General features: G+C 74.0%; 25 protein-coding genes. 13 read left to right on the top strand and 12 right to left on the bottom strand.

The annotated features are described in order from the left end of the window. Nucleotides 1-20 precede the first annotated feature (20 nt). The 4 genes from AES38_RS08005 to AES38_RS08020 form a co-directional block, all read right to left on the bottom strand. A complete protein-coding gene (locus AES38_RS08005) occupies nucleotides 21-617 on the bottom strand; it encodes a DUF3000 domain-containing protein (RefSeq protein WP_053774524.1) in 597 nt (198 codons plus the stop codon). Between the two features lie 84 nt (nucleotides 618-701). Further along, complete coding sequence (locus AES38_RS08010; protein WP_053774525.1) at nucleotides 702-1,460, bottom strand: dihydrofolate reductase family protein; 759 nt, start codon at nucleotides 1,458-1,460, stop codon at nucleotides 702-704. Then, entirely contained in the window at nucleotides 1,457-1,897 is a 441-nt protein-coding gene (locus AES38_RS08015) for a SufE family protein (RefSeq protein WP_053774526.1), read from the bottom strand. Before AES38_RS08015 ends, AES38_RS08010 begins: the two co-directional genes overlap by 4 nt. Beyond that, nucleotides 1,894-2,805: a sulfurtransferase gene (locus AES38_RS08020; RefSeq protein WP_053774527.1), complete on the bottom strand. Its 912-nt coding sequence runs from the start codon at nucleotides 2,803-2,805 to the stop codon at nucleotides 1,894-1,896. Before AES38_RS08020 ends, AES38_RS08015 begins: the two co-directional genes overlap by 4 nt. Before the next feature lie 157 nt (nucleotides 2,806-2,962). Here AES38_RS08020 and zapE point away from each other — a divergent pair, with 157 nt between their 5' ends. From zapE to AES38_RS08060, 8 genes are all read left to right on the top strand, one after another. Beyond that, complete coding sequence (gene zapE / locus AES38_RS08025; RefSeq protein ID WP_053774528.1) at nucleotides 2,963-4,027, top strand: cell division protein ZapE; 1,065 nt, start codon at nucleotides 2,963-2,965, stop codon at nucleotides 4,025-4,027. 252 nt (nucleotides 4,028-4,279) lie between these two features. Beyond that, nucleotides 4,280-5,566: an ammonium transporter gene (locus AES38_RS08030; protein ID WP_053774529.1), complete on the top strand. Its 1,287-nt coding sequence runs from the start codon at nucleotides 4,280-4,282 to the stop codon at nucleotides 5,564-5,566. Nucleotides 5,567-5,792: 226 nt separating this feature from the next. Further along, nucleotides 5,793-6,632, top strand: a complete 840-nt coding sequence (locus AES38_RS08035; protein ID WP_053774530.1) for an aldo/keto reductase — start codon at nucleotides 5,793-5,795, stop codon at nucleotides 6,630-6,632. A 184-nt stretch (nucleotides 6,633-6,816) separates the two neighbouring features. Beyond that, a complete protein-coding gene (locus tag AES38_RS08040) occupies nucleotides 6,817-7,248 on the top strand; it encodes a helix-turn-helix domain-containing protein (RefSeq protein WP_053774531.1) in 432 nt (143 codons plus the stop codon). Between the two features lie 10 nt (nucleotides 7,249-7,258). Beyond that, nucleotides 7,259-8,119: a putative protein N(5)-glutamine methyltransferase gene (locus tag AES38_RS08045; RefSeq protein ID WP_053774532.1), complete on the top strand. Its 861-nt coding sequence runs from the start codon at nucleotides 7,259-7,261 to the stop codon at nucleotides 8,117-8,119. A gap of 160 nt (nucleotides 8,120-8,279) precedes the next feature. Then, on the top strand, nucleotides 8,280-9,575 hold the full coding sequence (locus AES38_RS08050; protein ID WP_053774533.1) for an endo-1,4-beta-xylanase: 1,296 nt from the start codon (nucleotides 8,280-8,282) through the stop codon (nucleotides 9,573-9,575). Between the two features lie 171 nt (nucleotides 9,576-9,746). After that, nucleotides 9,747-11,747, top strand: coding sequence for an endo-1,4-beta-xylanase (locus AES38_RS08055; RefSeq protein ID WP_053774534.1), 2,001 nt, complete (start codon nucleotides 9,747-9,749; stop codon nucleotides 11,745-11,747). A gap of 199 nt (nucleotides 11,748-11,946) precedes the next feature. Beyond that, on the top strand, nucleotides 11,947-12,480 hold the full coding sequence (locus tag AES38_RS08060; RefSeq protein ID WP_244629266.1) for an SAM-dependent methyltransferase: 534 nt from the start codon (nucleotides 11,947-11,949) through the stop codon (nucleotides 12,478-12,480). A gap of 461 nt (nucleotides 12,481-12,941) precedes the next feature. On the opposite strand, the gene AES38_RS08065 is transcribed toward AES38_RS08060, so the two are convergent. Next, entirely contained in the window at nucleotides 12,942-13,292 is a 351-nt protein-coding gene (locus tag AES38_RS08065; RefSeq protein WP_053774535.1) for a hypothetical protein, read from the bottom strand. Nucleotides 13,293-13,408: 116 nt separating this feature from the next. Continuing rightward, the gene (locus AES38_RS16315; RefSeq protein WP_072174686.1) at nucleotides 13,409-13,867 is read right to left on the bottom strand and encodes a putative immunity protein; all 459 of its coding nucleotides are present in this window, start codon (nucleotides 13,865-13,867) and stop codon (nucleotides 13,409-13,411) included. A 348-nt stretch (nucleotides 13,868-14,215) separates the two neighbouring features. Between AES38_RS16315 and AES38_RS08075 the strand changes: the two genes are divergently transcribed. Next, nucleotides 14,216-15,097: an SDR family oxidoreductase gene (locus AES38_RS08075; RefSeq protein ID WP_053774537.1), complete on the top strand. Its 882-nt coding sequence runs from the start codon at nucleotides 14,216-14,218 to the stop codon at nucleotides 15,095-15,097. Between the two features lie 79 nt (nucleotides 15,098-15,176). Here AES38_RS08075 and AES38_RS08080 read toward each other — a convergent pair whose 3' ends face one another. Continuing rightward, complete coding sequence (locus AES38_RS08080) at nucleotides 15,177-15,935, bottom strand: SDR family NAD(P)-dependent oxidoreductase (RefSeq protein ID WP_053774538.1); 759 nt, start codon at nucleotides 15,933-15,935, stop codon at nucleotides 15,177-15,179. An 84-nt stretch (nucleotides 15,936-16,019) separates the two neighbouring features. Between AES38_RS08080 and AES38_RS08085 the strand changes: the two genes are divergently transcribed. Then, nucleotides 16,020-16,616: a TetR/AcrR family transcriptional regulator gene (locus AES38_RS08085; protein ID WP_053774539.1), complete on the top strand. Its 597-nt coding sequence runs from the start codon at nucleotides 16,020-16,022 to the stop codon at nucleotides 16,614-16,616. Nucleotides 16,617-16,712: 96 nt separating this feature from the next. Here the strand turns inward: AES38_RS08085 and AES38_RS08090 are convergent, their stop codons facing one another. The 3 genes from AES38_RS08090 to AES38_RS08100 are packed head-to-tail and all read right to left on the bottom strand — an operon-like array spanning nucleotide 16,713 to nucleotide 20,089. Then, a complete protein-coding gene (locus AES38_RS08090; RefSeq protein WP_053774540.1) occupies nucleotides 16,713-17,186 on the bottom strand; it encodes an NUDIX hydrolase in 474 nt (157 codons plus the stop codon). Then, nucleotides 17,183-19,270, bottom strand: a complete 2,088-nt coding sequence (locus AES38_RS08095) for a S9 family peptidase (RefSeq protein WP_053774541.1) — start codon at nucleotides 19,268-19,270, stop codon at nucleotides 17,183-17,185. Before AES38_RS08095 ends, AES38_RS08090 begins: the two co-directional genes overlap by 4 nt. 39 nt (nucleotides 19,271-19,309) lie before the next feature. Next, on the bottom strand, nucleotides 19,310-20,089 hold the full coding sequence (locus AES38_RS08100; RefSeq protein WP_053774542.1) for an SDR family oxidoreductase: 780 nt from the start codon (nucleotides 20,087-20,089) through the stop codon (nucleotides 19,310-19,312). A 178-nt stretch (nucleotides 20,090-20,267) separates the two neighbouring features. Here AES38_RS08100 and AES38_RS08105 point away from each other — a divergent pair, with 178 nt between their 5' ends. Genes AES38_RS08105 through AES38_RS08115 form a run of 3 tightly spaced genes read left to right on the top strand, consistent with a single transcriptional unit; the run spans nucleotide 20,268 to nucleotide 21,793 of the window. Further along, nucleotides 20,268-20,582, top strand: a complete 315-nt coding sequence (locus AES38_RS08105) for a hypothetical protein (RefSeq protein WP_244629143.1) — start codon at nucleotides 20,268-20,270, stop codon at nucleotides 20,580-20,582. Next, on the top strand, nucleotides 20,579-21,367 hold the full coding sequence (locus AES38_RS08110) for a glycerophosphodiester phosphodiesterase family protein (RefSeq protein ID WP_053774543.1): 789 nt from the start codon (nucleotides 20,579-20,581) through the stop codon (nucleotides 21,365-21,367). Before AES38_RS08105 ends, AES38_RS08110 begins: the two co-directional genes overlap by 4 nt. Before the next feature lie 60 nt (nucleotides 21,368-21,427). Further along, nucleotides 21,428-21,793 carry an RNA polymerase-binding protein RbpA gene (locus tag AES38_RS08115; RefSeq protein WP_043669361.1) on the top strand — a complete coding sequence of 122 codons (366 nt, stop codon included), beginning with the start codon at nucleotides 21,428-21,430 and terminating at the stop codon, nucleotides 21,791-21,793. A gap of 83 nt (nucleotides 21,794-21,876) precedes the next feature. Here the strand turns inward: AES38_RS08115 and lnt are convergent, their stop codons facing one another. After that, nucleotides 21,877-23,475, bottom strand: coding sequence for an apolipoprotein N-acyltransferase (gene lnt, locus AES38_RS08120; RefSeq protein ID WP_210768422.1), 1,599 nt, complete (start codon nucleotides 23,473-23,475; stop codon nucleotides 21,877-21,879). Beyond that, nucleotides 23,472-25,940 (bottom strand): DEAD/DEAH box helicase, encoded by a 2,469-nt coding sequence (locus AES38_RS08125; protein ID WP_053774544.1) that lies wholly within the window; start codon nucleotides 25,938-25,940, stop codon nucleotides 23,472-23,474. Before AES38_RS08125 ends, lnt begins: the two co-directional genes overlap by 4 nt. Between the last annotated feature and the right edge of the window lie 10 nt (nucleotides 25,941-25,950).

The raw sequence follows: 25,950 nt of genomic DNA on the forward strand, positions 1-25,950 counted from the left end.
GGGGGTGTCGGACGGGGTGTTCACGTCCGGGTGCGTCGCGCTGATAGCAGTGTCACTCCTTCGCCCGCGGGAGGCAGCCCGGCGAGCATGCACAGTAGTTCCCCCCAGCCTTCCACATGGGCGGTCACGTCCGCGTCCGCGGGGGTCCAGGACGCGCGCAGCTCGATCTTCGCGCCGCTGCCCTGGCGGGCCAGCTCGCCGTAGCCGGTGCTGATGATGCGGGTCGCGGTGCCCGAGGGCGCCGAGTAGCGGGCGCCGCGGGAGGCGAGGCCGTCGACGAGCCACGACCAGGCGACGTCGGCGAGGAACGGATCCGTGCCCATGTCGGTCTCGAGGGGCGCCTGCGCGAAGCAGACGATGCGGAAGGCGCCGCCCCAGGCGTCCGGCTCCTCGGGGTCGTGGAGGAGGATGAAGCGGCCCGTGCCGAGCTCGGAGTCCGACGCGTGGCCCGAGGGCGAGACGTCGGCAGCCAGGGCGACGGCGTACGGCGCGAGGTTGCTCGACGGCGAGGGGATCTCCGTCAGCACGAGCTCGGACCGCGTCGTCGCGCGCCGCAGCGCGTCCAGCGCCGCGCGGAACTCGGGCGGATCCTCGGGGCTGTCACGGGTCTCTACCACGTGTGCAGACTAGGGTCCGCCGCGCTCCGGTCCGGGAGCCACGCCGCGACGGGGCGCGCGGTCGCGGCCCAGGACGCCGGCGCTCTAGCGCGGCGCTCGGTCCCGCCGCACGGTCCAGCGCGCGTAGGTGCGATCGTCGTCGTCCACCAGCAGCTGCTCGAGCCGCATCGGGGCGTGGACCCCGGATCCGGCCGGCACGAGGGGCGTGAGCGGCGACACCAGATCGGGCGACGTCGTGAGGCAGAGCTCGTCGACGCGACCGGCGGCGAGGAGCGACGCCGCGAGCGCGGGCCCGCCCTCGCACACCACGCTCGTGAGGCCGTGACCGCGGAGGGCGTCGAGGACGTCGTCGCCGCCCACGCGCCCGTCGGCGGCCGCGCCGAGCGGCACGGGCACGATCTCCGCGGGCACGCCGCCGAGGGTCGCCACGGCCCGGTCGCGCGCCTCGGGCGGGCACAGCACGAGCAGGCGGCCCTCGGCGGCGTCGGCGTCGAAGCGGTGCCCCTCGAGGTCGCCCGTGGACGTCGCGACGGCGAGGGGCGTCCGGCGGGGGAGCACGTAGCGCTCGGCGCGCACGGTGCCGGCTCCCACGAGCACGACGTCCGCCAGCTCGCGGATGACGCCGAGGATCCGCCGGTCGACGACGCTGCTGAGGCTGTCGGACGAGCCGTCCGCGCCGATGACGCTGCCGTCGACGGAGGCCACGAAGTTGAGCCGCACGTGGTCGGGGGAGCGAGGACGGTAGAGGTCCTCGAGCCACTCCCGCGTGCCGTCGTCCTCCAGCCCGCGCGACGAGGCGGCCTCACCGGAGCCCGCGACGGGCAGGACCCGCGCGATCCTCACCCGGCGAGCCGCTCGCGCACCTGGCGCTTCACCCGGCCGAGCATGGCGGTCATGCCGCGCATGCGCAGCGGCGACACGGCCGCGTCGAGCCCGATGGTGGACGGGTAGTCGTCGGGCACCGCGAGGGCCTCGTCGGCAGGAAGACCGTCGAGCCCCTGGGCGAGGATCGACGCGAAGCCGCGGCTGGTGGGAGCCTCGGCGGGAGCCTGCGCGTGCACGTGGACGCGGCCGTCGACGACCTCCACGAACATGAACACGGGCGACTGGCACTCCTCGACGCGCTCGAGGAGGTCGGGGTGCTCGGCGTAGCGCGCGGGCAGCTCGGGCAGCTCGTTGCTGAAGTCGAGCAGGAGCAGGAGCCGGTCGCGCTGCCCGAGCGCGAGGAAGTCGTCACGGATCTCGGCGAGCGCCGCGGGCAGCACGGGGGAGGCGGTCATCGGGAGGGCAGCTCCCCGGGCTCGGCGCCCTGCACGATGGGGACGCGCACGGCGGAGCCCCACTCGGTCCAGGATCCGTCGTAGTTGCGGACGCCCTCGAAGCCGAGGAGGTGCGTGAGCACGAACCACGTGTGGCTCGAGCGCTCCCCGATGCGGCACAGGACCACGACGTCGTCGCCGTCGGCGAGGCCCGCGCCCTCGCGGTAGACCGCGTCGAGCTCGGCGCGGGGCTTGAAGGAGCCGTCCTCGGCCGCGGCCTTGGCCCACGGCACGTTCCGCGAGGTGGGGATGTGGCCGGCGCGGAGCGAGCCCTCCTCCGGGTACGCGGGCGCGGTGGTGCGCTGGCCCGTGTACTCCTCGGGGCTGCGGACGTCGATGAGCGGGTTGCCGAGGTGGGCGAGCACGTCGTCCTTGAAGGCGCGGATCTCCTCGTCGCGGCGCTCCACGACGGGGTACTCGACGGGGGCGACGTCGGGCTGGTCGGTGGTGGTCGGGCGCCCCTCCGCGATCCACTTGTCGCGGCCGCCGTCGAGCAGGCGCACGTCCTCGTGGCCGAAGAGCGTGAACACCCAGAGGGCGTACGCGGCCCACCAGTTGCTCTTGTCGCCGTAGATGACGACCGTGCTGTCGCGCGCGATGCCGCGCTCGGACATGAGCTGGGCGAACCGCTCGCCGTCGACGTAGTCGCGCTGGACGGGGTCGTTGAGGTCGGTGTGCCAGTCGAGCTTCACCGCGCCGGGTATGTGGCCGGTCTCGTAGAGCAGCACGTCCTCGTCGGACTCGACGACCACGAGGCCGGGCGTGAGGGCTCCGGCCGCGAGGCGCTCCTGGAGCCAGTCGCCGCTCACGAGCCGCTCCGGGTGGGCGTACTCGGCGAACCTGGGGGTGGTGTCCGGCTCGACGGCCATGGCTCTCTCCTGATCTCGCGGCCTCGGGGGCCGCGCTGGGTGGGACGCGGTTTAGTCTGGGGGTCTTCCGCGGGCGCTCGGCGCACCGCGACGACCACCATCCACGGTAACGGTTCGCGATGCGCGGGACCTTCCCATGACAGCCGGAGATCCACCTGTGACGAACGCCGAGACCGGATCGCGGAGCCACGACGAGCGGGGAACGGGGCCGGGCGCGCTGGTCGGCCGCTCGCCGAGCATCAGCGGCGAGGAGATCGCGGCGCACCTCGTGCCCCCGCGGCAGTTCGACGAGGCGCGCTTCGACACCTACCGGCCCGACCCCGAGTACGACACGCAGGCGCAGGCCGTCGAGGCGCTCCGCGCGTTCTCGGGCGACCGCACGGGATCCCGCGGCGGGCTGTTCTCCCGCCGCAAGGCGCCGGCGGCGAAGCCCGGCGTCTACCTCGACGGCGGGTTCGGCGTCGGCAAGACCCACCTGCTCGCGTCGCTCTGGCACGCCATGCCGGGGCCGAAGTACTTCGGCACCTTCATCGAGTACACGGCGCTCGTCGGCGCGCTCGGCTACCAGGGCGCCGTCGGCATCCTCCGCGGCGCGACGCTCGTGGCCATCGACGAGTTCGAGCTGGACGACCCGGGCGACACGATGATGATGACCCGCCTGCTCTCCGACCTCGTGGCCGACGGCACCCGGATCGCCGCGACGAGCAACACCCCGCCGAACGCCCTGGGCGAGGGGCGCTTCGCCGCGGCCGACTTCCTCCGCGAGATCCAGGCGATGAGCGACCGGTTCGACACCATCCGGATCGACGGGCTCGACTACCGCCGCCGCGCCTTCGAGGGCCACGCGGTCACGGTGGACGACGCCGCCCTCGACGCGCGCGCCGACGCCGCGCAGTCCGCCGGACGCGCGGTCACGCTCGACGGCTTCCCGGAGCTCGTCGCGCACCTGTCGCGCCTGCACCCCTCCAAGTACGTCAAGGTCATCGAGGGCGTGGACGTCATCGCCCTCCGCGGCGTCACCCAGCTGCAGGGGCAGACCGACGCGCTGCGCTTCGTCGCGTTCGTCGACCGCGTGTACGACGCGCAGATCCCGCTGCTGGCCTCGGGCACCCCGTTCGACGAGGCGTTCTCCGCCGAGATGCTGGCCGGCGGCTACCGGAAGAAGTACCTGCGGGCGATCTCGCGGCTCATCTCGCTCACCGCGGCCGGGCGCGACCTCTAGCCGCACGGCGAGCGCCGCGCCAGGGCGGGACGGCACCCGGGAGCATCCCCTCCGCTCGGGGAAACACGATGTTCACACGGGCACGTGCCGTGTAACGCGCCGGAAACACGTCCGGCGAGCCGGCGAAACCTCGTCCCCGGACACTGGAGGCGTACCCGGCACACGGCTCGCGCCGAACCCCCCGACCACACGGGCGGCAGCTCGCCCTCGTCCGGTGCGACCCCCTGCACGATCTACGAGAGGTGAAACACCATGGATCAAGGCAACACCGCCTTCCTCCTGATCGCCGCGGCGCTGGTCCTCCTGATGACGCCGGGTCTGGCGTTCTTCTACGGCGGGCTCGTCAAGGCCAAGAGCGTCATCAGCATGATGATGATGAGCTTCGGGGCCATGGGCCTCATCGGGCTGCTCTGGGTCCTGTACGGCTACGCCATCGCGTTCGGGAACGGGCCCGACGGCGCCGCGGGCAACCCGCGCTTCGTCGGCATCGACGGCATCCTCGGGATCGACCTCGGTCAGCTGGGCCTCGGCGACGCCTACACGGCCGCCCTCGGCGACCAGACCACCGCCTACCCGACGCTCGCCTTCGCGGCGTTCCAGGCGACCTTCGCCATCATCACGGTGGCGCTCATCTCCGGCGCCATCGCCGACCGCGCGAAGTTCGGAGCCTGGATGGTCTTCGCGGGCGTCTGGGCCACGATCGTCTACTTCCCGGTCGCCAGCTGGGTCTTCAACTTCACGCTCGCCGACGGAGCGACCGTCGACGGCGGATGGATCGCCTACAACGTCGGCGCCATCGACTTCGCGGGCGGCACGGCCGTCCACATCAACGCCGGCGCCGCCGCCCTCGCGCTGTCGCTCGTCCTCGGCAAGCGCGTCGGGTTCGCCAAGGGCATGCACGTGCCGCACAACCCGCCGTTCGTCCTCCTCGGCGCCGGGCTCCTCTGGTTCGGCTGGTTCGGCTTCAACGCGGGCTCCGAGCTCGCGGCCGACGGCATCGCGGCCGTGGCGTTCCTCAACACCATCGCGGCACCGGCGGCCGCCATCCTCGGCTGGCTCGTCGTCGAGAAGATCCGCGACGGCAAGCCGACCTCGGTGGGCGCCGCGTCCGGTGCCGTGGCGGGCCTCGTGGCGATCACGCCGGCCTGCGCCGCGCTCTCGCCGACCTGGGCCATCGTGCTCGGACTCGTCGCCGGCGCCGTCTGCGCCGTGGCGATCGAGCTGAAGTTCAAGCTCGGCTTCGACGACTCGCTCGACGTCGTGGGCATCCACCTCATCGGCGGCCTCATCGGCACGCTCTACATCGGGTTCTTCGCCACGAACGTCGGCCTCATCTACTCCGGCTCGCTCGAGCAGCTCGGCAAGCAGGCCCTCGCGGCCGGCGCCGTGCTCGTCTACTCGTTCGTGCTCTCGTACCTCATCGGCACGATCATCCAGAAGACCATGGGCTTCCGGGTCACGAACGAGGACGAGATCGCGGGCATCGACACGATCGTCCACGGCGAGGAGGGCTACGTGCTGGAGACCTCCGGCCGCTGACCCCGACCGGCTCGCGCCACCCGACGGGCGCCGCACCTCGCGAGAGGGCGGCGCCCGTCGTCGTGTCCGGCACCGCTCGGCGGCGTCGCGTGTTCGCCCTCCGCGGAGCGGGCCCCCGACCGGTCGCCGGGGAACGAGCCGGGCGTACGGTGGACGCAGGCGGTGAGGCGCGCACGACGGCGTCCGCCGCCACCCGTGACCATCGAGACGAAGAAGACGAGAGCACATGGCATCCCCCCTGATCACCCTGAACAACGGCGTCACCATCCCGCAGCTGGGATTCGGCGTCTTCCAGACCCCGCCCGCGGAGACCCAGCAGGCCGTCGAGCGCGCGTTCGAGGCGGGCTACCGCCACATCGACACGGCCGCCGGCTACTACAACGAGGAGGGCGTCGGCGCCGCCATCAAGGCGACGGGCATCCCGCGCGAGGAGCTCTTCATCACCACGAAGCTCCGCAACGGCGACCAGGGCGCGGACAGCGCCCGCACCGCCTTCGAGGACAGCCGCCGCAAGCTCGGCGTCGACGCGGTGGACCTCTACCTCATCCACTGGCCCTACCCGAAGCACGGCCTCTACGTCGAGACCTGGAAGACCTTCGAGGCGCTGCACGCCGAGGGCCTCATCCGCGCGATCGGCGTCTCCAACTTCCTCCCGGAGCACCTGGAGAAGCTCGCCGCCGAGAGCGACGTCGTGCCCGCGGTCAACCAGATCGAGGTGCACCCCACGTTCCAGCAGCACGACCTCTCGACCTTCTCGGTGGAGCGCGGCATCGAGGTCGAGGCCTACAGCCCGCTCGGCCAGGGCGCCGACCTCGAGTCGGACGTCGTCACGCGCCTCGCGAAGGAGAAGGACGCCACCCCCGCGCAGATCGTGCTCGCCTGGCACCTCGCGCAGGGCCGCATCGTGATCCCGAAGTCGGTCACGCCGGAGCGCATCGTCCAGAACTTCCAGTCCATCGAGGTCGAGCTCTCGGTCGAGGAGCTCGCCGAGATCGACACCCTGGAGACCGGCACGCGCCTCGGCGCCGACCCGGCGACGGCGGACTTCACGCAGTTCCCGTCCTGATCCACCCGCCGGCCAGCCGGCACCCGACGCCCGCCCGGCAGCCGCCGCGGCGGGCGTCGTCGCGTCCGGCACCGGGCCGGCCCCGTCCCTTCGGCCGGAGGGGGCTAGCGTGAGCCCCACGACGCCCGCTCGGTCGGGACCGCGGGTCCCGGACCGGTGGGGGCGCACCATCGTCAGGAGCACCGTGACCGACACCGCCCGCCCGCCGGCCCGACTCGCGGACGCGCTCAGCGCCGTCACGGAGCGCATCGACGTCTCCGTGGACGCGAGCTGGGACGGCCTCACCGGGGTGCAGATCCTCATCCTCCGCCGGCTCGCCGGCGTGGAGCGCATGGATCGCGCATCGCTCGCGCTCGACACGCGGACGGCCCGCGCCGCGACCGTCCCGAGCCTCGCGTCGCTCCTGCAGAAGGGCTTCGTCATGGAGTCCGACGACGAGGCCGGCTCCTACCTGCGGCTGACCGACGGGGGCCACGCGCTCCTCACCGGCGTCCGCGCGGCACGCGCGGAGTGGCTGGAGCGCGCCGCGCGCGACGCGGTGCCGCCCGTGCGCGGCGAGGACCTGGTCCGGGTCGCGGCGCTGCTCGAGCACCTCGGCGGCACCGGGCCCAGGTGAGCGCGTCGGAGTGAGCGCGGATCCGCGCCTCGAGGCCCTCGTCGGGCGGCTGCGGGCCGCCGGCTGCGTCTTCGCGGAGGAGGAGGCCGGCCTGCTCCTGGACGCGGCCGCCGAGCGGCATCCGTCCGGCGACGGGACCGGGGCGACCGAGGCCGTGGCCACCGCCCGTGCCGCCGAGCTCGAGGCCATGACCTCCGCGCGAGTGGCGGGGGAGCCGCTCGAGACCGTGCTCGGCTGGGTCGCGTTCGCGGGACGCCGGATCGTGGTGCGGCCGGGCGTCTTCGTGCCGCGCCGTCGCACCGAGCGGCTCGCCTCCGCGGCCGTCGCGGAGGCGCGCGCGGTCGCGGGACCCCTCGTCGTCGACCTGTGCTGCGGATCCGGTGCCATCGGCGCGGTCCTCGCGGACGAGGTGCCCGGGGCCGTCGTGCACGCCGCCGACGTCGATCCCGTCGCCGTCGCCTGCGCCGCCGTGAACCTCGCGCCCCGCGGGGCAGCCGTGCACCGCGGCGACCTCCTCGACGCGCTCCCGGGGGACCTGCGCGGCCGGATCGACGTGCTGGTGGCGAACGTGCCGTACGTACCACGCGCCGGCCTCGCGCTCATGCCCCCGGAGGCCCGCCTCCACGAGCCGGCGGCGACCCACGACGGCGGGATCGACGGGCTCGACGTGCTGCGGCGCGTCGCCCGGGGGAGCGGCACGTGGCTCGCGCCCGGCGGCGTCCTCCTGTTCGAGGTCGCGGTCGCGCAGCTCGACGCCGCCCTCGACGCGCTGGCCGCGGCCGGCTGGGAGGCCCGGATCGCGCCGACCGACGCGCCCGGGGGCGACGCGGACGACGGCACGCGGGTCGTCACCGGCCGACGCCCGCGCTGACCGGCAGCGGCGCCCGACCGCCCGGCGTCGACGACCGACGGCGAGGCGCCGCCGCTCCCGCAGCCCCCCGCGGATCTCGTTGCCGCCTGTCCACAACGCGCTCGCCAGGCGGTCGGCGCTCCCTAGGGTCGCGGTGTCCCGTCCGCCTACGAGAGGCCCCATGACCCCCGTCCCGTCCCGTCACGTCGCATCCGTCCCCCCGACGCCGTCCCTCCCGGACGCCGACCTCCGCCGTCGCCCCGGCCGCGGCCTCGCCGCCCTCGCGTCGGCCGCCGCCCTCGTCACCGCCGTCGCCGTCGGCGTCCCCGCCGGATCCGCATCCGCCGCCGCACCCAGCACGCCGGTCCCCGGCATGCAGGTCCCCGCGCTCAAGGACGTCCTCGGCAGCGCCGGCATCGAGCACGTCGGCGTGGCGATGGGCGGCGACGAGGTCCGGGGCACCTCGGCCGCCCTCATCCAGCGCCACTTCAACGCCCTGACGCCGGAGAACGCCGGCAAGGCCGACGCGATCCAGCCCGTCGAGGGCCGCTTCGACTTCACCGGCATCGACCAGCTGCTCGACTTCGCCGACGCGCACGGCATGAAGATGTACTTCCACGTCGACTTCTGGATGCCGCAGACGCCCGCCTGGTTCTTCCTCGACCACGGCCGCCCGCTCACGAACAGCCCGGCCGACCAGGCGCTGCTCAGGGCGCGCATGGAGGCGCACGTGAAGGCGATCTCCGACCACATCGCCTCCCGCTACCCGAAGGGCGGCAGCCCCATCTGGGCGATGGACGTCGTCAACGAGGTCATCGACGACGGCCCGAACGGCAACCCGCACCACATGAAGGACACGCGCTGGTTCCAGGTGCTGGGCGAGGGCTTCGTCGACGAGGGCTTCCGGCTCGCGAAGAGGTACTTCCCGGGCGTCAAGCTCTTCATCAACGACTACAACACCGACGTGCCGAGCAAGCGCACCGACTACCTCGGCCTCATCTCCGACCTCCTGAAGCGCGGCGTCCCCGTCGAGGGCGTGTCGCACCAGGCCCACGTGGGCATCCGCAGCTCCGTCGCGGAGCTCCGCACGTCGATCGAGGCCGTGAAGGCGCTCGACCCGGACCTCCTCGAGGCCATCTCCGAGCTCGACGTCAGCGCCTCCCAGGCGGCCGCGACCGGCAACAGCCAGAACCGGAACCACACGGCGCCGATCTACTCGAACCCGGATGACACGGCCGCGGCGGTCGGCTGGTTCTACCGCGATCTGTTCACGATGATCCGGCAGGAGGCGGGCGACCTCGAGTCGGTCACCTTCTGGGGGTCGGACAACTCGCGCAGCTGGCTGCGCGGGGGCTCGATCGACCAGCCGTGGGAGCGACCGCTCCCGTTCGGCGACCACCAGGAGGCCATGCCCGCGTACTGGGGCATCGTGGATCCGAGCCGCCTCCCGGCGCGACCGCCGCTGCCGAAGGGCTGATCCGCCGCAGCGGCCAAGCCCCCGGCCCCCGTCCTCACCGAGGGCGGGGGCCGCTCCGCGTTCGTTGCCTGACACAACAAAGATTTTCGAAACCCCCACCCCCCGTAGGGGAGGGTGCCTACGGTGCGAGGATCCGACACCGAAGTCGGAACACATGGAAGGTGTTCGACGATGAGCATTCCCCGCACCACCCCGTCCGCGCTCGCGGACGCTGGTCCTCCCCGCCCGCAGCAGAGCAGCGCGGCCCGCCGGCCCCCGCGCGACCGTCGCCGCGGCCTCGCCGCCCTCACCGCCCTCGGCCTCGTCGTGGGCGCGGGCGCCCTCACCGCGCCCGCGGCGCAGGCGGTGGACGCCGCCCCCGCGCCCGCGGGCGTCGGCTCCGACTTCGAGTCGGGCACCGGAGCGTGGGCGCCCCGCGGCGACGGCGTCCGCATCGCGCCGAGCACGACCGCGCACACCGGATCCGGCAGCCTGCTCGTGACGGACCGCACGCAGGAGTGGCACGGCGCCGCGCTCGACGTCACGTCGTCCCTGCCCGTCGGCCAGCAGGTCGAGGTCACCGTCTGGGCGCGCCTCGCGCCGGGGGAGGAGCCCGCGTCGCTCAAGGTCTCCGTGCAGCGGGACACCGGCGGCGGGAGCGGCTACGACGGCGTCGCCGGGGCGGCCGCCCGGGTCACCGCGGACTCCTGGACCGAGCTCACGGGCACGTACACGCTCGGCGGCCCGGTCGACAAGGCGCAGGTGTACGTGGAGGGCACCGTCGGCGCGGACTTCCTCATCGACGACTTCCAGCTCGGCGAGGCCGTGGCCACGCCCGTGCAGACCGACATCCCGGCGCTGAGGGACGTCCTCGGCGCGCGCGGCATCGAGCACGTGGGCGTCGCCGTCGACGGCCGCGAGACCGTGGGTGCCGGAGCGGATCTCGTGAGTCGCCAGTTCGACGCGATCACGCCCGAGAACGCCGGCAAGCCCGAGAGCGTCCAGCCGGAGGAGGGGCGGTTCACCTTCACCCAGATCGACCAGCTGCTCGACTTCGCCGACCGGACGGGTACGAAGGTCTACTACCACGTGCTGTTCTGGCACTCGCAGACGCCCGCGTGGTTCTTCCTCGACGGCGAGCGCCCGCTCACCGACAGCCCCGCCGACCAGGCGCTGCTGAAGGCGCGCATGGAGGCGCACGTGAAGGGCATCGCGGATCACGTCGCCGCCCGCTACCCCGACGGCGGCAGCCCGATCTGGGCCATGGACGTCGTCAACGAGGTCATCGACGACGGCCCCAACGACAACGCGCACGACATGCGCGACAGCCGCTGGTACCAGGTGCTGGGGGAGGGCTTCGTGGACGAGGGCTTCCGCCTCGCGCGCGCCCACTTCCCGGGCGTGAAGCTCTTCATCAACGACTACAACACGGAGCTGCCCACGAAGCGCGCCGACTACCTCGAGCTCATCTCCGCGCTCGTGGCGCGCGGCGTGCCGATCGACGGCGTCGGGCACCAGGCGCACGTCGACTTCGCCCGACCCGTCTCGTGGCTGCGCGACTCGATCCGCGCCGTCGAGCGCATCGACACGCGCCTGCTGCAGGCGATCACGGAGCTCGACGTCAACGCCTCGAACCAGAACGAGGGCGCCGACGTGAGCGGGGCGCCGCAGGATCCGTACACGCCGGTCTACGCGGACGACGCCCAGGCGGCGGCCGAGGTCGGGTACTACTACCGCGACCTGTTCCAGATGATCCGCCAGCAGTCGGCGTCGATCGACTCGGTCACCTTCTGGGGCGTGAGCAACGCGCGCAGCTGGCTGCGCACGTGGCCGATCGCGCGTCCGTGGGAGCAGCCGCTGCCGTTCGACGACGACCTGCAGGCCGCGCCCGCGTACTGGGGCATCGTGGATCCGAAGCAGCTGCCGGCGCGTCCGGCGGACCTGTCGGCGCCGCGCATCGCGGACGTGGACGACATCACCGCGGTCGCGACGAAGGCGACCGGCGTGCGCGTCCCGTACGCGCTGCCGTCCGCCATCGACACGCGCGACGGGAACGTGCGGGTGGTGTGCGCGCCGCCCCGCAGCGGGATCTTCCCCGTCGGGACCACCACGGTCACCTGCACCGCCGGGGACCGCGCCGGGAACGTCCGCACGAGCGACTTCGACGTGATCGTGACGCGCGCGGGCTCGTGATGCGCTGATCCGGCGCACCGCACGGCGCGGCCCCCGATCCTCCGGGACCGGGGGCCGCGCCGCGGGGACGCCGTACGCTCTCCCCGTGGACAGAGCCCGCATCAGCGACCTCGCCCATGCCGACCACCCCATCGCCTCCCCGCTGGGCGATGACCGCGTCGACCGCCTCCTCGCGCTCGCGCTCGCCGGACGGAGCTCGGTGCTCGACCTCGGGTGCGGTGACGGCAGCTGGCTGCTGCGGGCCCTCCGCCGGGAGCCGTCCCTGCGCGCCGTGGGGGTCGACCACTCCGACGCGGGCTTCGACCGGGTGCGCGCCCAGGCCGCGCGCGAGGGCCTCGCCGATCGCCTCGAGCTCGTCCGCGCCGACGCGCGCTCGTGGACCTCCCCCGAGGAGTTCGACGTCGTCCTCTGCATCGGCGCGTCGCACGCGTTCGGCGGGCTCGAACCGACGCTGGCCGCGACGGGCATCTGCGCCCGGGCGGCCGAGCGCTCGTCGGCGAGTGCTTCTGGGAGCAGCCGCCCACCCCGCAGGTCCTCGACCTGCTCGGTGCCCGGCCGGACGACTACGGCGACCTCGCCGCGACCGTCGAGATCGCGGCCTCGGGCGGGTGGGTGCCCCTGCACGGGCACGTCAGCACCCTCGAGGAGTGGGACGACTACGAGTGGTCCTGGACGGGCGCGCTCGCTCGGTGGGCCTCGGAGCACCCCGACGACCCGGACAGCCGCCAGGTGATGACCGCGTCGGTCGAGCACCGCCGCGCGTGGTCGCAGGGCTACCGCCGGACGCTCGGCTTCGTCACCCTGCTGCTGGGTCGCCCGCCGACCGCCTGAGCCCGCTCCTCCGGGGACGGTCGGCCGAGCGGCGGCCGCCGTGGGCAGCCGGAGGCCGCGGGCGGCATCGTTGCCGGCGTCGGGGTGGTGCAGGACGAGGATGAGGTCCCCGCGGCCTCCTCGTGATGCAGCTCCCGGGTCCCCACGAGGGGTGGTGCACCCTGGTGGTGCCGCCGTCGAGGGCTCGGACGTCGTACCGGGCCCGGAGCGCGCGCTCGCACGCCCATGACGGAGAGGGGATCGCGTCATGGGTGGACACGGGACGGGCCGGGTGCCGCCAGCCGGGAGGTCCGCCGGGCTCACGCCCACGACGATTCCGGGACCCGGACAGCGGAGCGTCCGCGGGAAGGGGTCATGCCCTCCTCACGCTGCGCCGGGAGCGAAGAGGTACCACGGGATCTCGCCGAACCAGAGCGTGGGCAGCGAGACGACGAGGAACACGAGCTCGGCGGCCAGGATCGCCACGGTGCCAGCCCTCCTGCCCTGCCGCAAGGCCAGCGCGACGATCGCGAACACGAGGCTGAGGAGCGCCAGGAGCTCGATGGGCACCCAGGCGAGGAGGAACAGCGGATAGAGGATCAGCAGGCCCGTGCCGTCGACGTACGTCGGGATCCACATCACGCACCAGAGCACGGCGTACACGCCGAGGGCGACGGCCCCGGTGAGGATGGCGACCTTCGCCCAGCGGTCGTCGCGCCGCGATGCGCACTCCATGATCCGGTCCCGTCTCCTCCGAGGTGGTCCCAGCGTAGGCGGCGGGGGAGCGACACGTGGTTCCCCGCGCGACCTCACGCGGACGCCCCCTCGTGCGGATCCCCTGGCCGGACGGCTCAGGGCCCCGTCGGGACGCCGACGGGTCGGAGGAGCGGGTCGAGGGCGTCCCACTGCCGCCGTCGCTCCTCCTCTCGGGCGCTCGCCCCGGACCCGTGCAGCCCCAACGCCATCGCGGCGTAGGTGGCGGCGTGCGGGGAGTGCTCGATCATGTGGGCGACCGCGGCCGCCTGCCCGGCTGCTCGTGCTGCGGCGGTCGCTGCCGGGGCGCCGGCCCGGCTCGCGTCGCGCGCGGCCGCATGGGCGGCGAACGCCGCGGCGCGGCACTCCGTCATGGGGACCTCGCCTCGCTCCCATGATCTCAGGACGTCGAGCGCCCGCCGGGGACGGGCGTCGGTCGGGTCCCACTCCTCGAACACGGCGAGCGCGCGCTCGGCGCAGTCCCCGGCCCACCGGGCGAGGGCGCGGTGGATCCCGGGATCCGGGCCGCCCCGGCCCGGTCTCGGCGGATCGGTCATGGGCCCATCGAAGCAGCCCGCGGCGTCCACGGCATCGGGCCGGGGTCGGTCGTGCGTGTCGCGAGGAGGCGCCTGCCTGGCCACCGCTGCCGGGACGCGCGAGGAGGCGTCGCTCATCGGACGGTCGGCCGGGCACGGGGCGGTCCATGGCGACGTCACGCGTGCGCCGAGGACGAGGAGGTCCAGGCCCGCGCGGACGCACCCGCTCGTCGATGCCCCACCGGAGTCGATGCGCGGCCCCCTCCTCGCGAGGCGGGGCCGCCGGACGCCCGGGATAGTGTCGAGCCATCGCAGGGCGCACCGGATCCACCCGGACGACGACCGCCGCCGTGCGGAGGGGAGAGCACCATGACCACGCAGACCCGGCCCGTCGCGGTCACCGGCGTCACCGGCGCCGTCGGGGGAGCGGTGGCCCGCCACCTCGCCGACGCGGGGATCCCGCAGCGCATGCTCGCCCGGACCCCCGCCCGAGCGCCCGAGCTGCCCGGCGCCACCGTGCACGAGGTGTCCTACGGCGACCATCCGGCCACCGTCGCGGCGCTCCGCGGAACCTCGACGCTCCTGATGGTGTCGGCCGCCGAGGACGAGCACCGGCTCGCGCAGCACGTCGCGTTCGTCGACGCGGCCGCGGACGCCGGCGTCCGCCACGTGGTCTACACGTCGTTCGCGGGCGCGGCCCCCGACGCGACCTTCACCCTGGCTCGCGACCACCATGCGACCGAGGAGCGGATCCGCGCGTCCGGCATGGCGTGGACCTTCCTGCGGGACGCGTTCTACATCGACTTCGTGAGCCAGCTCGTGGGGGAGGACGGCGTGATCCGCGGTCCCGCCGGCGAGGGACGGGTGGCCGCGGTCACGCGCGCCGACGTCGCCGAGGTGGCGGCGACGATCCTCCGCGACCCGGAGCCCCACGCGGGCGCCACCTACGAGCTGACCGGACCCGAAGCGCTGACGATGGGGGAGATCGCCGCGACCGTGGCGTCCGCCGAGGGGCGCGCGGTCACGTACCGCGACGAGACCCTCGAGGAGGCGCGCGCGTCGCGGGCCGTCTGGGGCGCGCCCGAGTGGCAGCTCGACGCGTGGATCAGCACGTACACGGCGATGGCCGCCGGGGAGATGGGGCGCGTGAGCGACGACGTCGAGCGGATCCTCGGTCGCCGGCCCACCAGCCTGGGGGAGTTCCTGGCGTCCGCGGGCCGGGACGGGAGCGGGTCCGCGCGCCCCGCCTGACGCGTGCTGCCGGCGCGGAGGGCGTGGCCGCCGAGGCCTGTCGGCCGGGCGGCGCTGCCGCAGGGCGGCGCGACCCCGGTCACCACGGGACGCGGGTGCTGTCCCACGACCAGAGGCCACCCGTCGGGCCGTCGTCGGGGAGCAGGGCGAGCCGCACGGCGCCGGACGCGGCCTCGGCCGGGTCCCCGCCGGTCGACATGCCGGGCACGATGCTCGTGCGACGCAGACCGGGCGCGAGCGCGTTGACCTTGATGCCGTCGCCCAGGGCCTGGGCCGTGAGCAGGGTCACCGCGTTGACCGCGGTCTTCGAGCTCCGGTAGGCCACGCCACCTCCCTGCACCCGCTCCCAGTCGAACTGCGGGTTCGGTCCGCTGTTCCACGTGAGGGATCCCGTCCCGCTGGACACGTTGACGATGCGCGCGTGCGCGGACCGCCGCAGCGCGGGCAGGAACGCCTGCGTCACGGCGATGAGGCCGAACACGTTGGTCTCGTACGCGGCACGGAGCTGCTCGAGCGACGTGCCCGTGATGTCGTCGCCGCCCGGGTTCACGCCGGCGTTGTTGACGAGGACGTCCAGCTCCCGTACCAGCTCCGCCGCTGCGGCGACCGACCCGGTATCCGTGACGTCGATCTCCACGGGCTGCGCGCCGGAGCCCAGCTGCGCACAGGCCCGTCGCCCCCGTTCGCGGTCGCGGGCGCCGATCCACACCGTCACCCCGTGGTCGATGAGCTGGCGGGCGGTCTGGAATCCGATGCCGCTGTTCGCGCCCGTGACGAGTGCTGTGGTCGCCGCCGCGGGGGAGCGGACCGTGATCGGAAGGCGGGTGGTGTCGTGCATGGTGTCCTCCAACTCCAACGATGTGGTTGGAAGAGTACACCCGCGCCCGCCCCACTCCAACCGCACGGTTGGTAGTCTCGGACGATGGCCTGGGATGTCGAGGGGACGCAGCGTCGGCTCCGCGAGGCCGCGCTCGTCGAGTTCGCCGCCAACGGATACGACGGCACCACGGTGGCGTCCATCGCGGCGCGGTCCGGCGTCAACAAGGAGCGGCTCTACAGCTACTTCGGCGACAAGCAGGCGCTCTGGGACGTCGTGCTCACCATGGAGCTCGAGCGCCTCGCGACCGCCGTGGAGCTCACGGGGCTCGGATTGGACGACGTGGGGGAGTTCGCCGGTGCGACGTACGACTACCACGCGGCCCATCCCGAGCTCGGCCGCCTCCTGCAGTGGGAGGGGCTCCGAGCCGGTCCGCCGGCTCACGTCGAGGTCCGCACCGCGCACTACCGGGAGAAGGTGGCCGGCTTCCGGGACGCGCAGCACGACGGCGTGCTCGATCCGGGACTGGACCCGGCGCACCTGGTGTTCGCCCTGATCGCCCTGGCCGCGTGGTGGCAGACGGTGCCGCAGCTCGCCGAGATGATCACCGGCAGAGGACCCGACGACGAGCACGAGCGATCCGCCCGTCGACGCTTCGTGGTCGAGGCGGCGAAGCGGATGGCCGCACCGGCGCATCGCTGACGATGCCGCCCCCCGAAGGGCGAGGAGCGGCCTACCTGACATAATGTGCATTATCGGCACACTATCCCCAGCACGGAGTGGGCCGCATCAGCCGCCTCAGGCGCCCCGGGACAGCACCCCGCGCACGAAGTCCACGAGCTCGGCGGGTTCGACGGGATCCGTCGTCGTCGCGAGCTCCTCGAGGGCGAACCAGCGGTGCGCGTGGATGTCGTCGAACTCGTCCGGCATCCAGTTGTCCGACACGGGCGCGAACGCGTCGGTCCGCACCAGGTAGAACGTCGAGTGGCCGACGTCGAGGCCGCCGTCGATCCGGCGGCGCGCGTAGTCGTGCTCCCACACGGGCTCGCCGACCGAGTCGACCCGCAGCCCGGTCTCCTCGAACAGCTCGCGACGGGCCGCGACGGCCGGCGTCTCGCCCGGGTCGATGCCGCCGCCGGGCGTCAGCCAGCGCGGCGGCAGGTCCACGTTCACGGAGTAGTTCGTGAGGAAGAGCAGCAGCCGGTCGCGCTCGTCGACCAGCAGGATCCGCGCGGTGTCCCGGATGTGCCGGGTCGCCTCGCCGTCGGTCATCGCGCGCCGCCGTCGACCGGCAGGTGCCGGGCCCACCAGTCGAGGATCGCCTGGAACCGCTGCACGCGGTGACGCGGCCGGCCGGAGCGGCTGAGCTCGTGGTCCTCGCCCGGGAAGACGAGCATCTCGGTCTCCACGCCCGCGCGCACGAGCGCCAGGTGGTACCGCTCGGCCTGCGACAGCGGGCAGCGCAGGTCGTCCTCGGAGTGCACGACGAACGTGGGCGTCGTCACCTGGTGCGCGACCGCCTGCGGGCTCTGCTTCCGCCGGGTCTCCTCGTCGTGGCCCGTGTACTCCTCGCCGAAGAACGTGCCGATGTCCGAGGTGCCGGTGAACAGCTCCGGGTCGAGGAATCCGCGCTCCACGATGGCGCCCTGGAACCGGTGCTCGTGCGCGATGGTCCACGCCGTGAGGTAGCCGCCGTAGGAGCCGCCCATGATGCCGGCGCGGGAGCCGTCGATGGAGTCGTGCACGGCGATCGCGCCGTCGAGGAAGTCGAGGACGTCGTGCATGTCCACCGTGCCCATGCGCTCCTTGATGACCCGGCCGTGCTCCTGGCCGTATCCGGCGGCGCCGCGCGGGTTGCAGAGCAGCACCGCGTAGCCGGCGTCGGCGTAGACCTGCGCCTCGTCGAACAGGTGCACGCCGTACGCCGCGTAGGGCCCGCCGTGGATCACGAGGAGGACCGGATGCGGCCCCTCCCCCTCCGGCAGCACGACCCAGCCGTGAACCGGGTAGCCGTCCCGTCCCTCCACCACGAGCTCGTGCAGCGGGCGGATCCCCGTCTCGCGCAGCGCGGCGGAGAAGTCGGTGAGCCGGACGAGGGCGGATCCGGCGTCGGGGGCGCGGTCGGTGCGCACCAGCGCGAGGTCGCCGTGCGTGCGCGGGTCGGTGAGGGCGACCACGACGGCCCCTCCCCCGACGCCGACGCCCGTGACCTCGACCTGGTCGTCCACGAGCGCCTCGACGGCGCCGTCGACGGTGACGCGCAGCAGCTGCACGGTGCCGCGCGAGGCGTTGAGCACGAGGACGGCGTCGCGGTCCTCGACGGTGATGTCGCTGCCGCCGAGGTCGATCGTCTCGGCGTCGGTGAGCGCGCGCGGCGCCGCGTCGCGGTCGTCGAGCACGTACAGCGCGGTGTTGCGGGCGACGAAGTCGACGCCCGTCTCCCCCAGGTCCTGCGCGAGCAGGTAGACGCGCCCGCCGTCGACGGATGCCACGGCGACGACGCCGAGCCCCGCCTCGTGCGAGACGATCGTGCGCACCTCGGGGACGACGGCGGGCGTCTCGCCCGCGGCGGGCACGGCGACCGCGTACGCGCCGGCGAGCAGGTCGTCGTCGCGTCCCGCGTGCCGCGAGGCGACGAAGAGCACCTCGGACCCGTCGGCCGAGAACCGCGGCGACCCGTGGTCGACGGGATCGTCGGTGAGGCGGACCACCGGACCGACGCCCGCGCGCTCGGCGGCCGACGGCGTCGCGTCCGCCCCCTCGCCGCGCACGGCGGGATCCGCGGCGTCGGGGTAGCCGGACGGCGCGGCGGCCACGAAGGGCTCGGCGTCGAGCTCCGGCACCGCGACGAGGTGCAGCTGCACGTGCCGGTCCGTGGACCAGCCGAGGCCGTTGGCGAGGTACTTGGTGGTGCGGATCCGACGGGCGGGCTCCGCGGCGGCCGGCACGCCCTCGACGCTGCCGTACCGCCCGGGCTCGGCGACGCGCGCCGCGTAGACGATGCGGGTGCCGTCCGGCGACCAGTCGAACGCGCCGACCCCGAGGAGCTCATCCGTCAGCGCGATGGGCTCGCCGCCGGCCGCCCGCACGACGTGCAGCTGCGGCGGCCCCTTCGGCTCCGCGCGCAGGAACGCGATCACGGCGCCGTCCGGCGAGAGCCGCGGCGCGGTGTCGCGGAAGCCGCGCGTGATGCGCCGCGGGGGGCGGGATCCGTCCGTCGTCACCTCCCACAGCTGACCGGTGTACGCGTCGGCGTGCACCCGCGGCCGGGTCGCCGAGACGACGGCGAGGCGGCCGTCGGGCGAGACGGCGGGGCGGGAGACGGAGGTGAGGAGGTCGAGATCCGTGGTCTTCATCGGATCGAGCCTAGCCCCGGGCCGCCGCCCGGCCCGGGGTCACTCGGGCTGGAAGCTGCTCGTGTCGCCCACGAGACGGGTGTGGTCCGCAGGGATCGGATCGACGACCGCGCGCGCGACCTCGGCCGCGAACTGCGACACGTTGTAGAGGCCGCCGGACGCCTCCTTGCGCTGCTGGATCGCCTCGGGGTTGAGGCGCCCGAGGAGCGTCGCCGTGATGGTGCCCTCGATCATGTCGCCGGACACGACGACGAAGCCGATGCCGCGCTCGTCGAGCTCGGGCAGGAGCTCGCGGAGGGCGTCCTCCCCCGCGCGCTTGCTGCGGGCGACGCCCTCGTACTCGGGCATGGTCGGGGTGGTGCGGATGAAGTGCGCCTGGTGGCTCGTGACGAAGACGACGCGGCCGCCCTCGGACATCAGCGGCAGCGCGCTCCGCAGCACGTTCAGCTGCGCGTCGCGGTTGAGGGTCATGGCGTAGTCCTCCGCCATGCCGCTCTCCATGCCGCCGGACGCGTTGAGGACGAGCACGTCGAGGCCGCCGAGCTCGGAGCGGACGGTGTCCATCAGGCGGTCGACGGACGCGGGATCCGTGAGGTCGGCCCCCACCGCGATGGCCTTCGTCCCGCCCTCCACGAGCTTGGCCACGAGCTTCTCGGCGCGGGCGGCCTTGTTGCGGTAGTTGACGACGACGTCGGCGCCCGCGTCGGCGAGGTACGCCACGGTGTCGGCGCCGATGCCGCGCGAGGAGCCGGTGACGAGCGCGCGCTTCCCCCGGAGCTCGTCGGGCGCGAAGGGGCGGATCTCGTCGACGGTGCTCACAGCGGTACTCCTCCAGGTGGGCGCGCCTGCGGGCGCGCGACGGGTCGTCCGGCGAGGGACGGGGCGGGACGGCCGCGCGGGCGGGACCCGGCCGGACGGCCCTGAGAGCCTACCGCCCGCGATCCCGCCGGTGGACTAGGTTCGGGGTCGTCCGGTCGGCGGAACGAGGGAGCAGCGGGTGACGGTCCTCCTCGACGAGAGCGCGTGGCTCGGCTGGCTCGCCGTGATCGTCGTCCTCGTCGTCGTCGAGATGCGCTGCCTGGATCTCGCCGCGCTGTGCGGAGGCGGCGCCGCCCTCGTCGCCCTGCTGTCGGGGCTGTTCGGCGCCCCCTGGTGGCTGCAGGTCGTCGTGGCCGTCGTCGCGGCCGCCGTCCTCGTCGGCGTCGCCCGGCCGGCGCTCCTGCGCGCGCTGCCGGTCGACGAGCCCCCGGTCGGCCACCCGACCGCCGACGGCTCGGCGGAGCACCCGGGGACCGCCGACCGGCCGTCGTGACGTCCCCGCCCTGGTTCGACGGCCGCGTGCCGCGCGTTCTGGCGCACCGCGGGTGGACGGGATCCGGCGCCGTGGAGAACACGCTCGGCGCGTTCCTGGCCGCCTGGGACCTCGGGGTCACTCACCTGGAGACCGACGTGCACGTCACCGCGGACGGCGCCTGCGTGCTCTGGCACGACGCCGACCTCCGCCGCCTCACGGGCCGCCCCGGACGCGTGCGGGACGCGACGCTCGCCGAGCTGCGCGCGCTCGACCTCGGATCCGGCGCCCGCGTCGCCACGCTCGCCGAGCTGCTCGACGCGCTGCCGGGAGCGCGCGTGAACGTCGACGTGAAGGGCCGCGATGCCCCGGTCGCCGTCGCGCGCGCGATCCACGCGGCAGGCGCCGTCGACCGGGTGCTCGTCACCTCGTTCTCGGGCCGGCGGCGACGGCTCGCGGTCTCCCTCCTCCCCGGCGTCGCGACCTCCGCCGACGCCGGCCGGCTCGTGCTCGCGGTCGTCGGCGCACGCCTGGGCCTCGCGCCCGTCGTCCGCCTGGCGCTCCGCGGCCTCGACGCCGTGCAGATGCCCTGCCGCGTGCTCGGGATCCGCACCGTCTCCCCCGCGATGGTCGGCCGGCTCGCCCGCGCCGTCCGCGAGGTGCACGTGTGGACGGTCGACGACCCCGACGAGGCGGTGCGCCTGGTGGAGGCCGGCGTCCACGGCGTCGTCACCGATCGCCCCGACCTGGTGCTCGCCGCGTTCGACGGCAGGGACTGGGATTCGCCTGGGAACCGGACGTCCTGAGAAAGGATCCTCACAGCCGCGCGGTTTACAACGGGGAGTGCATCGCGAGAGGAGACCACCATGGCAGATCGCAGCTTGCGCGGGATGCGGCTCGGATCCACGAGCCTGCAGAGCGAGGAGGGCGTCAGCTTCTCCCCCCGGCAGAGGAAGACGTACCGCACGTCCGACGGGACCACCTTCGAGGTCGTGTTCTCGGCGGACGCCGAGGTGCCCGAGGTCTGGGAGTCGCCGAAGAGCGGCCTGGAGGGACGCCTCCTCGACGCCGAGGGCGCACCCGTCGCCCACGACGAGGTCGAGGCGAAGATCCCCCGGAGCCACTGGGACATGCTGCTCGAGCGCCGGACGCGCGCCGAGCTCGAGGAGCTCCTCGAGGAGCGCCTCGCCACCCTCCGCGCGCGGCGCGGTCAGCACCGCATCGGCGCCTGACCCGACCCCTCCGCTCGCGAACCGACCACAGGAGCACCCCCGGCATCGCCGGGGGTGCTCCTTCGCGTGGGGCAGGCGACGGGTCAGCGCGCGGCGCGACGACCTCGACGGCCGAGCGCGATCCCCGCGACCGCGAGGGCGCCGAGGCCGAGCCCGGACACGAGCCACTCGATGTCGCGCCCCACGAGGATCGCGGGCGTCACGACGTCGGCGGTCGGCACGTCCACGACCATCGACCCCGCGGTGTACCAGGGCAGCCGGTCGAGGTCCCGCCCGTCCGGGCCGACGACCGCGCTCGTGCCGACCGTGGAGATGTTCACGACGCTGCGACCCGTCTCGAGCGCGCGCATGCGCGCGACGGCGAGCTGCTGCACGCTCTCGTCGGTCCGGCCGAAGTCGGCGTTGTTCGTCTGGGCGAGGATGACGTCCGCGCCCTCGCGCACCATGTCGGTCGTCAGCTGGTCGTCGACGATGTCGAAGCAGATGGCGATGCCGGCGGTGATGCCCGCGACGTCCATGACCTGGTCGGTCGTGCCCGGCGTGTACTCCCGCTGGATGAGGCCGATGAGGTCGGGTGCGAACGGCTCCCAGAACGCGCGGTCGGGCACGTACTCCCCGAACGGCACCGGGTGCTTCTTGTCGTAGTGGTCGGTCGCCCCTCCCCCGGTCCAGACGAGCGACTCGTTGTAGTACCGGCCGTCGCGCTCCGTGACCGTGCCGACGACCAGCGGCGCGCCGAGCCGCGCGACCACGCGGTCGAGGGCGGCAGCGGAGCCCGGGTCGCGGAGCGGATCCGCGTCCGCCGCGTTCTCCGGCCACACCACCATGTCGATGCCGGAGTCGGCCGGTATCTCCGCCGTCGCGGCCAGGTGCGCGCGCAGGATGTCGCCGTAGCGCGCGCCGTCGAAGTACCCGGCCTTGGCGTTCCCCTGCACGGCCGCGATCCGGGTGGTGCCCGTGGTCGCGACCGGGAAGGCGGGGACGACGAGCACCAGGGCCACCGCGATCCCGGCGACGAGCGCCCGGCTCGACGCCCGCACGCGCTCCTCCGCCGCGAGCTCCAGCAGCAGCGCGACGAGCAGCACGAGCACGAAGGACAGACCGGACAGCCCCAGCCAGGTCACGAGGTGGGCGAACGGCCCCTCGGATTGCGACAGGGACACCCGCCCCCACGCGAACCCGCCGTAGGGCCAGACCGCGGAGATCGCCTCGCGCGCGGTCCAGAGCCCCGCCACGGCGACGGGCAGCAGCACGACGCGCCCGGCGACGGTCGGGAAGGCGCGCGGGATCCACCGCGTGGCCGTCGCGATGGTGACGGCGCCGGTCGCGACGAAGAGCGACTCGAGCGACGACAGCGCGATCCAGGGCACGGGTCCGAGGTACAGCGACGCCCACTCGATGTGCGTGAGGTAGAAGGCGAGCCCGGCGACGAGGCCGACCAGGAACGCGGGCCCGGCGCGGCGCCCGCGGAGGGCCACCAGCACGAGGGCGATCCCCGGGAACGCGAGGGGCCAGATGCCGCGATCCGGGAACGCCGCGTCGAGGACCGGGCCGGACAGCGCGGCGAGGAGGAGCGCGCCCCAGAGCGGCACGGGCGGGCGGATCGGCGACGCGTCGACGGGCGCCGGCGCGACGGGCGCGGTCGTGCCCTCCCGACGGGGCGCGCGGGCGAGCGCGGTCACACCGACGAGTACGCGACGATGCCGCGCCGGATGCTGTCGAGGGCCGTGCGCGCGTTCCGCGACACGGGGCCGTCGGCCACGATCGAGAGCTGGTCGAGCAGGTCGATGGTCTGCTTCGTCCAGCGCACGAAGTCGCCGGCCGCGAGGTCGGCCTCGTCGAGCACCGCGTCGAGGCTCCCGCCGCGGGACCAGCGGTGCATCGGCGCGCAGAGCCCGGTCGACAGGGGCTCGGTGGTCGGCAGGCGGCGCTCGCGCTCCACGTCGTCGAGCCGTGACCAGATCTCCTCGGTGCGCTCGAGCGCCGGGCGGAACGCTCCGCGCGGGAGGTTCCGGTCGTTGCGGTCGCCCTCGTCGCGACGCGGCTGGTAGACCAGCGACGCGGCCATCGCGGCGAGGCCGGCCGGGTCGAGGTCCACCCAGACCTGCGTGCGCAGGCACTCGGCCACCAGCAGGTCGCGGTCGCCGTAGATGCGCTTGAGCATGCGGCCGTTGGGCGTCGGCGCGACCTGGCCGTCGGCGGCGCGCTTGAGGTAGCCGAGCGAGAGGAGCAGCTCCGTGACCCGGTCGAAGACCTTCGCGACGGCGTTGGTGCGCGTGCGGATCTGCTGCCCGAGCGCATCCGTCTGGCGCTTAAGGCGCCACCAGCGCTCCGCCCAGCGCGCGTGGGACTCGCGGTCCTTGCACGCGTGGCAGGGGTGCGCCTTCATGCGCCGACGGAGGTCGGCGAGCTGGCGCTGGCGCTTGTCGCGCTCGCCGTGCTGGCCGGCCTGCTGCATGTCGGCGCGCGCGGCCGTCGCGCGCTCGAGGTCGCTGAGCTCGCGCCGGAGGCCCGAGTACTCGCGGAAGTCGCCGAGGTGGCAGACCATCGCCTTCTCGTAGCCGGCGAGCGACTCCTCCTGCGTCCGGACCTTGCGGGCGAGGTCCACGACGGCGCGGTCGGCCTGGAACTGGGCGAACGACGACTCGAGGACCTCGCGGGTGCGCTCGCGGCCGAACTGGTCGATCAGGTTGACGGCCATGTTGTACGTCGGCCGGAAGCTCGAGTTGAGCGGGTACGTGCGGCGGGAGGCGAGCGACGCGACGGCCTGCGGATCCAGCCCGTCCTTCCACTGGATGACCGCGTGGCCCTCGACGTCGATGCCGCGGCGGCCGGCGCGACCCGTGAGCTGCGTGTACTCCCCCGGCGTCAGCGGCACGCGCGCCTCGCCGTTGAACTTCTCCAGCTGCTCGAGGACGACCGTGCGCGCGGGCATGTTGATGCCGAGCGCGAGCGTCTCCGTGGCGAACACCGCCTTGACGAGCTTCCGCTGGAAGAGCTCCTCCACGACCTCCTTGAAGGCGGGCAGCATCCCGGCGTGGTGCGCGGCCACACCGCGCTCGAGGCCCTCGAGCCACTCCCAGTAGCCGAGGACGGCGAGGTCCTCGTCGCGGAGCGTGCGGCAGCGCTCCTCCACGACGGCGCGGATCTCGTCGCGCTCGTGCGCGTGCGTGAGCCGGACCCCCGCGCGCAGCACCTGCTTGACCGCGGCGTCGCATCCCGCGCGGCTGAAGATGAAGAAGATGGCCGGGAGGAGGTTCCGCTCCTCCAGGAGCGCGACGACCTCGGGACGGTCCATGCGGCCGCGGTCGCCCGGGCCGGGACCCGCGCCGCGCCGGCCGGCGCTGCCCGCTCCCCCGCGCCCGCGCGCCTGGCCTCCGCGCACACGCACCGCCTCGCGGCCGCCGCCGTGCGTCATCCGCACGAGCTCCGGGTTGACGCGGTGCGTGGCGGCGAGCCCGGACGAGTCGAAGAGGTCGACCATCCGGTGCCGGACGATGACGTGCTGCTCGAGCGGCACCGGCCGCTCCTCGGAGACGATGACGTCCGTCTCGCCGCGGACGGCCTGCAGCCAGTCGCCGAACTCCTCGGCGTTCGAGACGGTCGCGCTCAGCGAGATCATCCGCACGCTCTGCGGGAGGTGGATGATGACCTCCTCCCACACGGCGCCGCGGAAGCGGTCGGCCAGGTAGTGCACCTCGTCCATGATCACGAAGGCGAGGTCGCGGAGGAGGTCGGAGTCCGCGTAGAGCATGTTGCGCAGCACCTCGGTCGTCATGACGACGATGCGCGCGCGGCTGTTGACGTTGGTGTCGCCGGTGAGCAGGCCCACCTCGTCCGGCCCGTACTCGGCCACCAGCTCGGCGTACTTCTGGTTGCTGAGCGCCTTCATCGGCGCCGTGTAGAAGATCTTCGCGCTCGGCCGCTGCATGGCGAGGTACACGGCGAACTCCGCGACGACGGTCTTGCCGGCGCCGGTGGGCGCCGCGACGAGGACGCTCCGCCCGTTCTCGAGGGACTCCGCGGCGGCGCGCTGGAACGGGTCGAGGTCGAAGCGCAGCCCGCTCGCGAACGCCTCGAGGAGCGGGAGGCTCCGGCGGGTCCGGGAGGCGGCGTAGCGTTCGGCGGGCGAGAGCTGGTCTGTCACGATGACGCCA

It is taken from the genome of Clavibacter capsici, from assembly GCF_001280205.1.
GTDB classification, from domain to species: domain Bacteria; phylum Actinomycetota; class Actinomycetes; order Actinomycetales; family Microbacteriaceae; genus Clavibacter; species Clavibacter capsici.

Coding starts and splice junctions, on each gene's coding strand:
- AES38_RS08015 (WP_053774526.1), bottom strand. CDS start 1,897: ATGACCGCCTCCCCCGTGCTGCCCGCGGCGCTCGCCGAGATCCGTGAC.
- AES38_RS08020 (WP_053774527.1), bottom strand. CDS start 2,805: ATGGCCGTCGAGCCGGACACCACCCCCAGGTTCGCCGAGTACGCCCAC.
- AES38_RS08030 (WP_053774529.1), top strand. CDS start 4,280: ATGGATCAAGGCAACACCGCCTTCCTCCTGATCGCCGCGGCGCTGGTC.
- AES38_RS08035 (WP_053774530.1), top strand. CDS start 5,793: ATGGCATCCCCCCTGATCACCCTGAACAACGGCGTCACCATCCCGCAG.
- AES38_RS08050 (WP_053774533.1), top strand. CDS start 8,280: ATGACCCCCGTCCCGTCCCGTCACGTCGCATCCGTCCCCCCGACGCCG.
- AES38_RS08055 (WP_053774534.1), top strand. CDS start 9,747: ATGAGCATTCCCCGCACCACCCCGTCCGCGCTCGCGGACGCTGGTCCT.
- AES38_RS08065 (WP_053774535.1), bottom strand. CDS start 13,292: ATGGAGTGCGCATCGCGGCGCGACGACCGCTGGGCGAAGGTCGCCATC.
- AES38_RS16315 (WP_072174686.1), bottom strand. CDS start 13,867: ATGACCGATCCGCCGAGACCGGGCCGGGGCGGCCCGGATCCCGGGATC.
- AES38_RS08075 (WP_053774537.1), top strand. CDS start 14,216: ATGACCACGCAGACCCGGCCCGTCGCGGTCACCGGCGTCACCGGCGCC.
- AES38_RS08080 (WP_053774538.1), bottom strand. CDS start 15,935: ATGCACGACACCACCCGCCTTCCGATCACGGTCCGCTCCCCCGCGGCG.
- AES38_RS08085 (WP_053774539.1), top strand. CDS start 16,020: ATGGCCTGGGATGTCGAGGGGACGCAGCGTCGGCTCCGCGAGGCCGCG.
- AES38_RS08090 (WP_053774540.1), bottom strand. CDS start 17,186: ATGACCGACGGCGAGGCGACCCGGCACATCCGGGACACCGCGCGGATC.
- AES38_RS08095 (WP_053774541.1), bottom strand. CDS start 19,270: ATGAAGACCACGGATCTCGACCTCCTCACCTCCGTCTCCCGCCCCGCC.
- AES38_RS08115 (WP_043669361.1), top strand. CDS start 21,428: ATGGCAGATCGCAGCTTGCGCGGGATGCGGCTCGGATCCACGAGCCTG.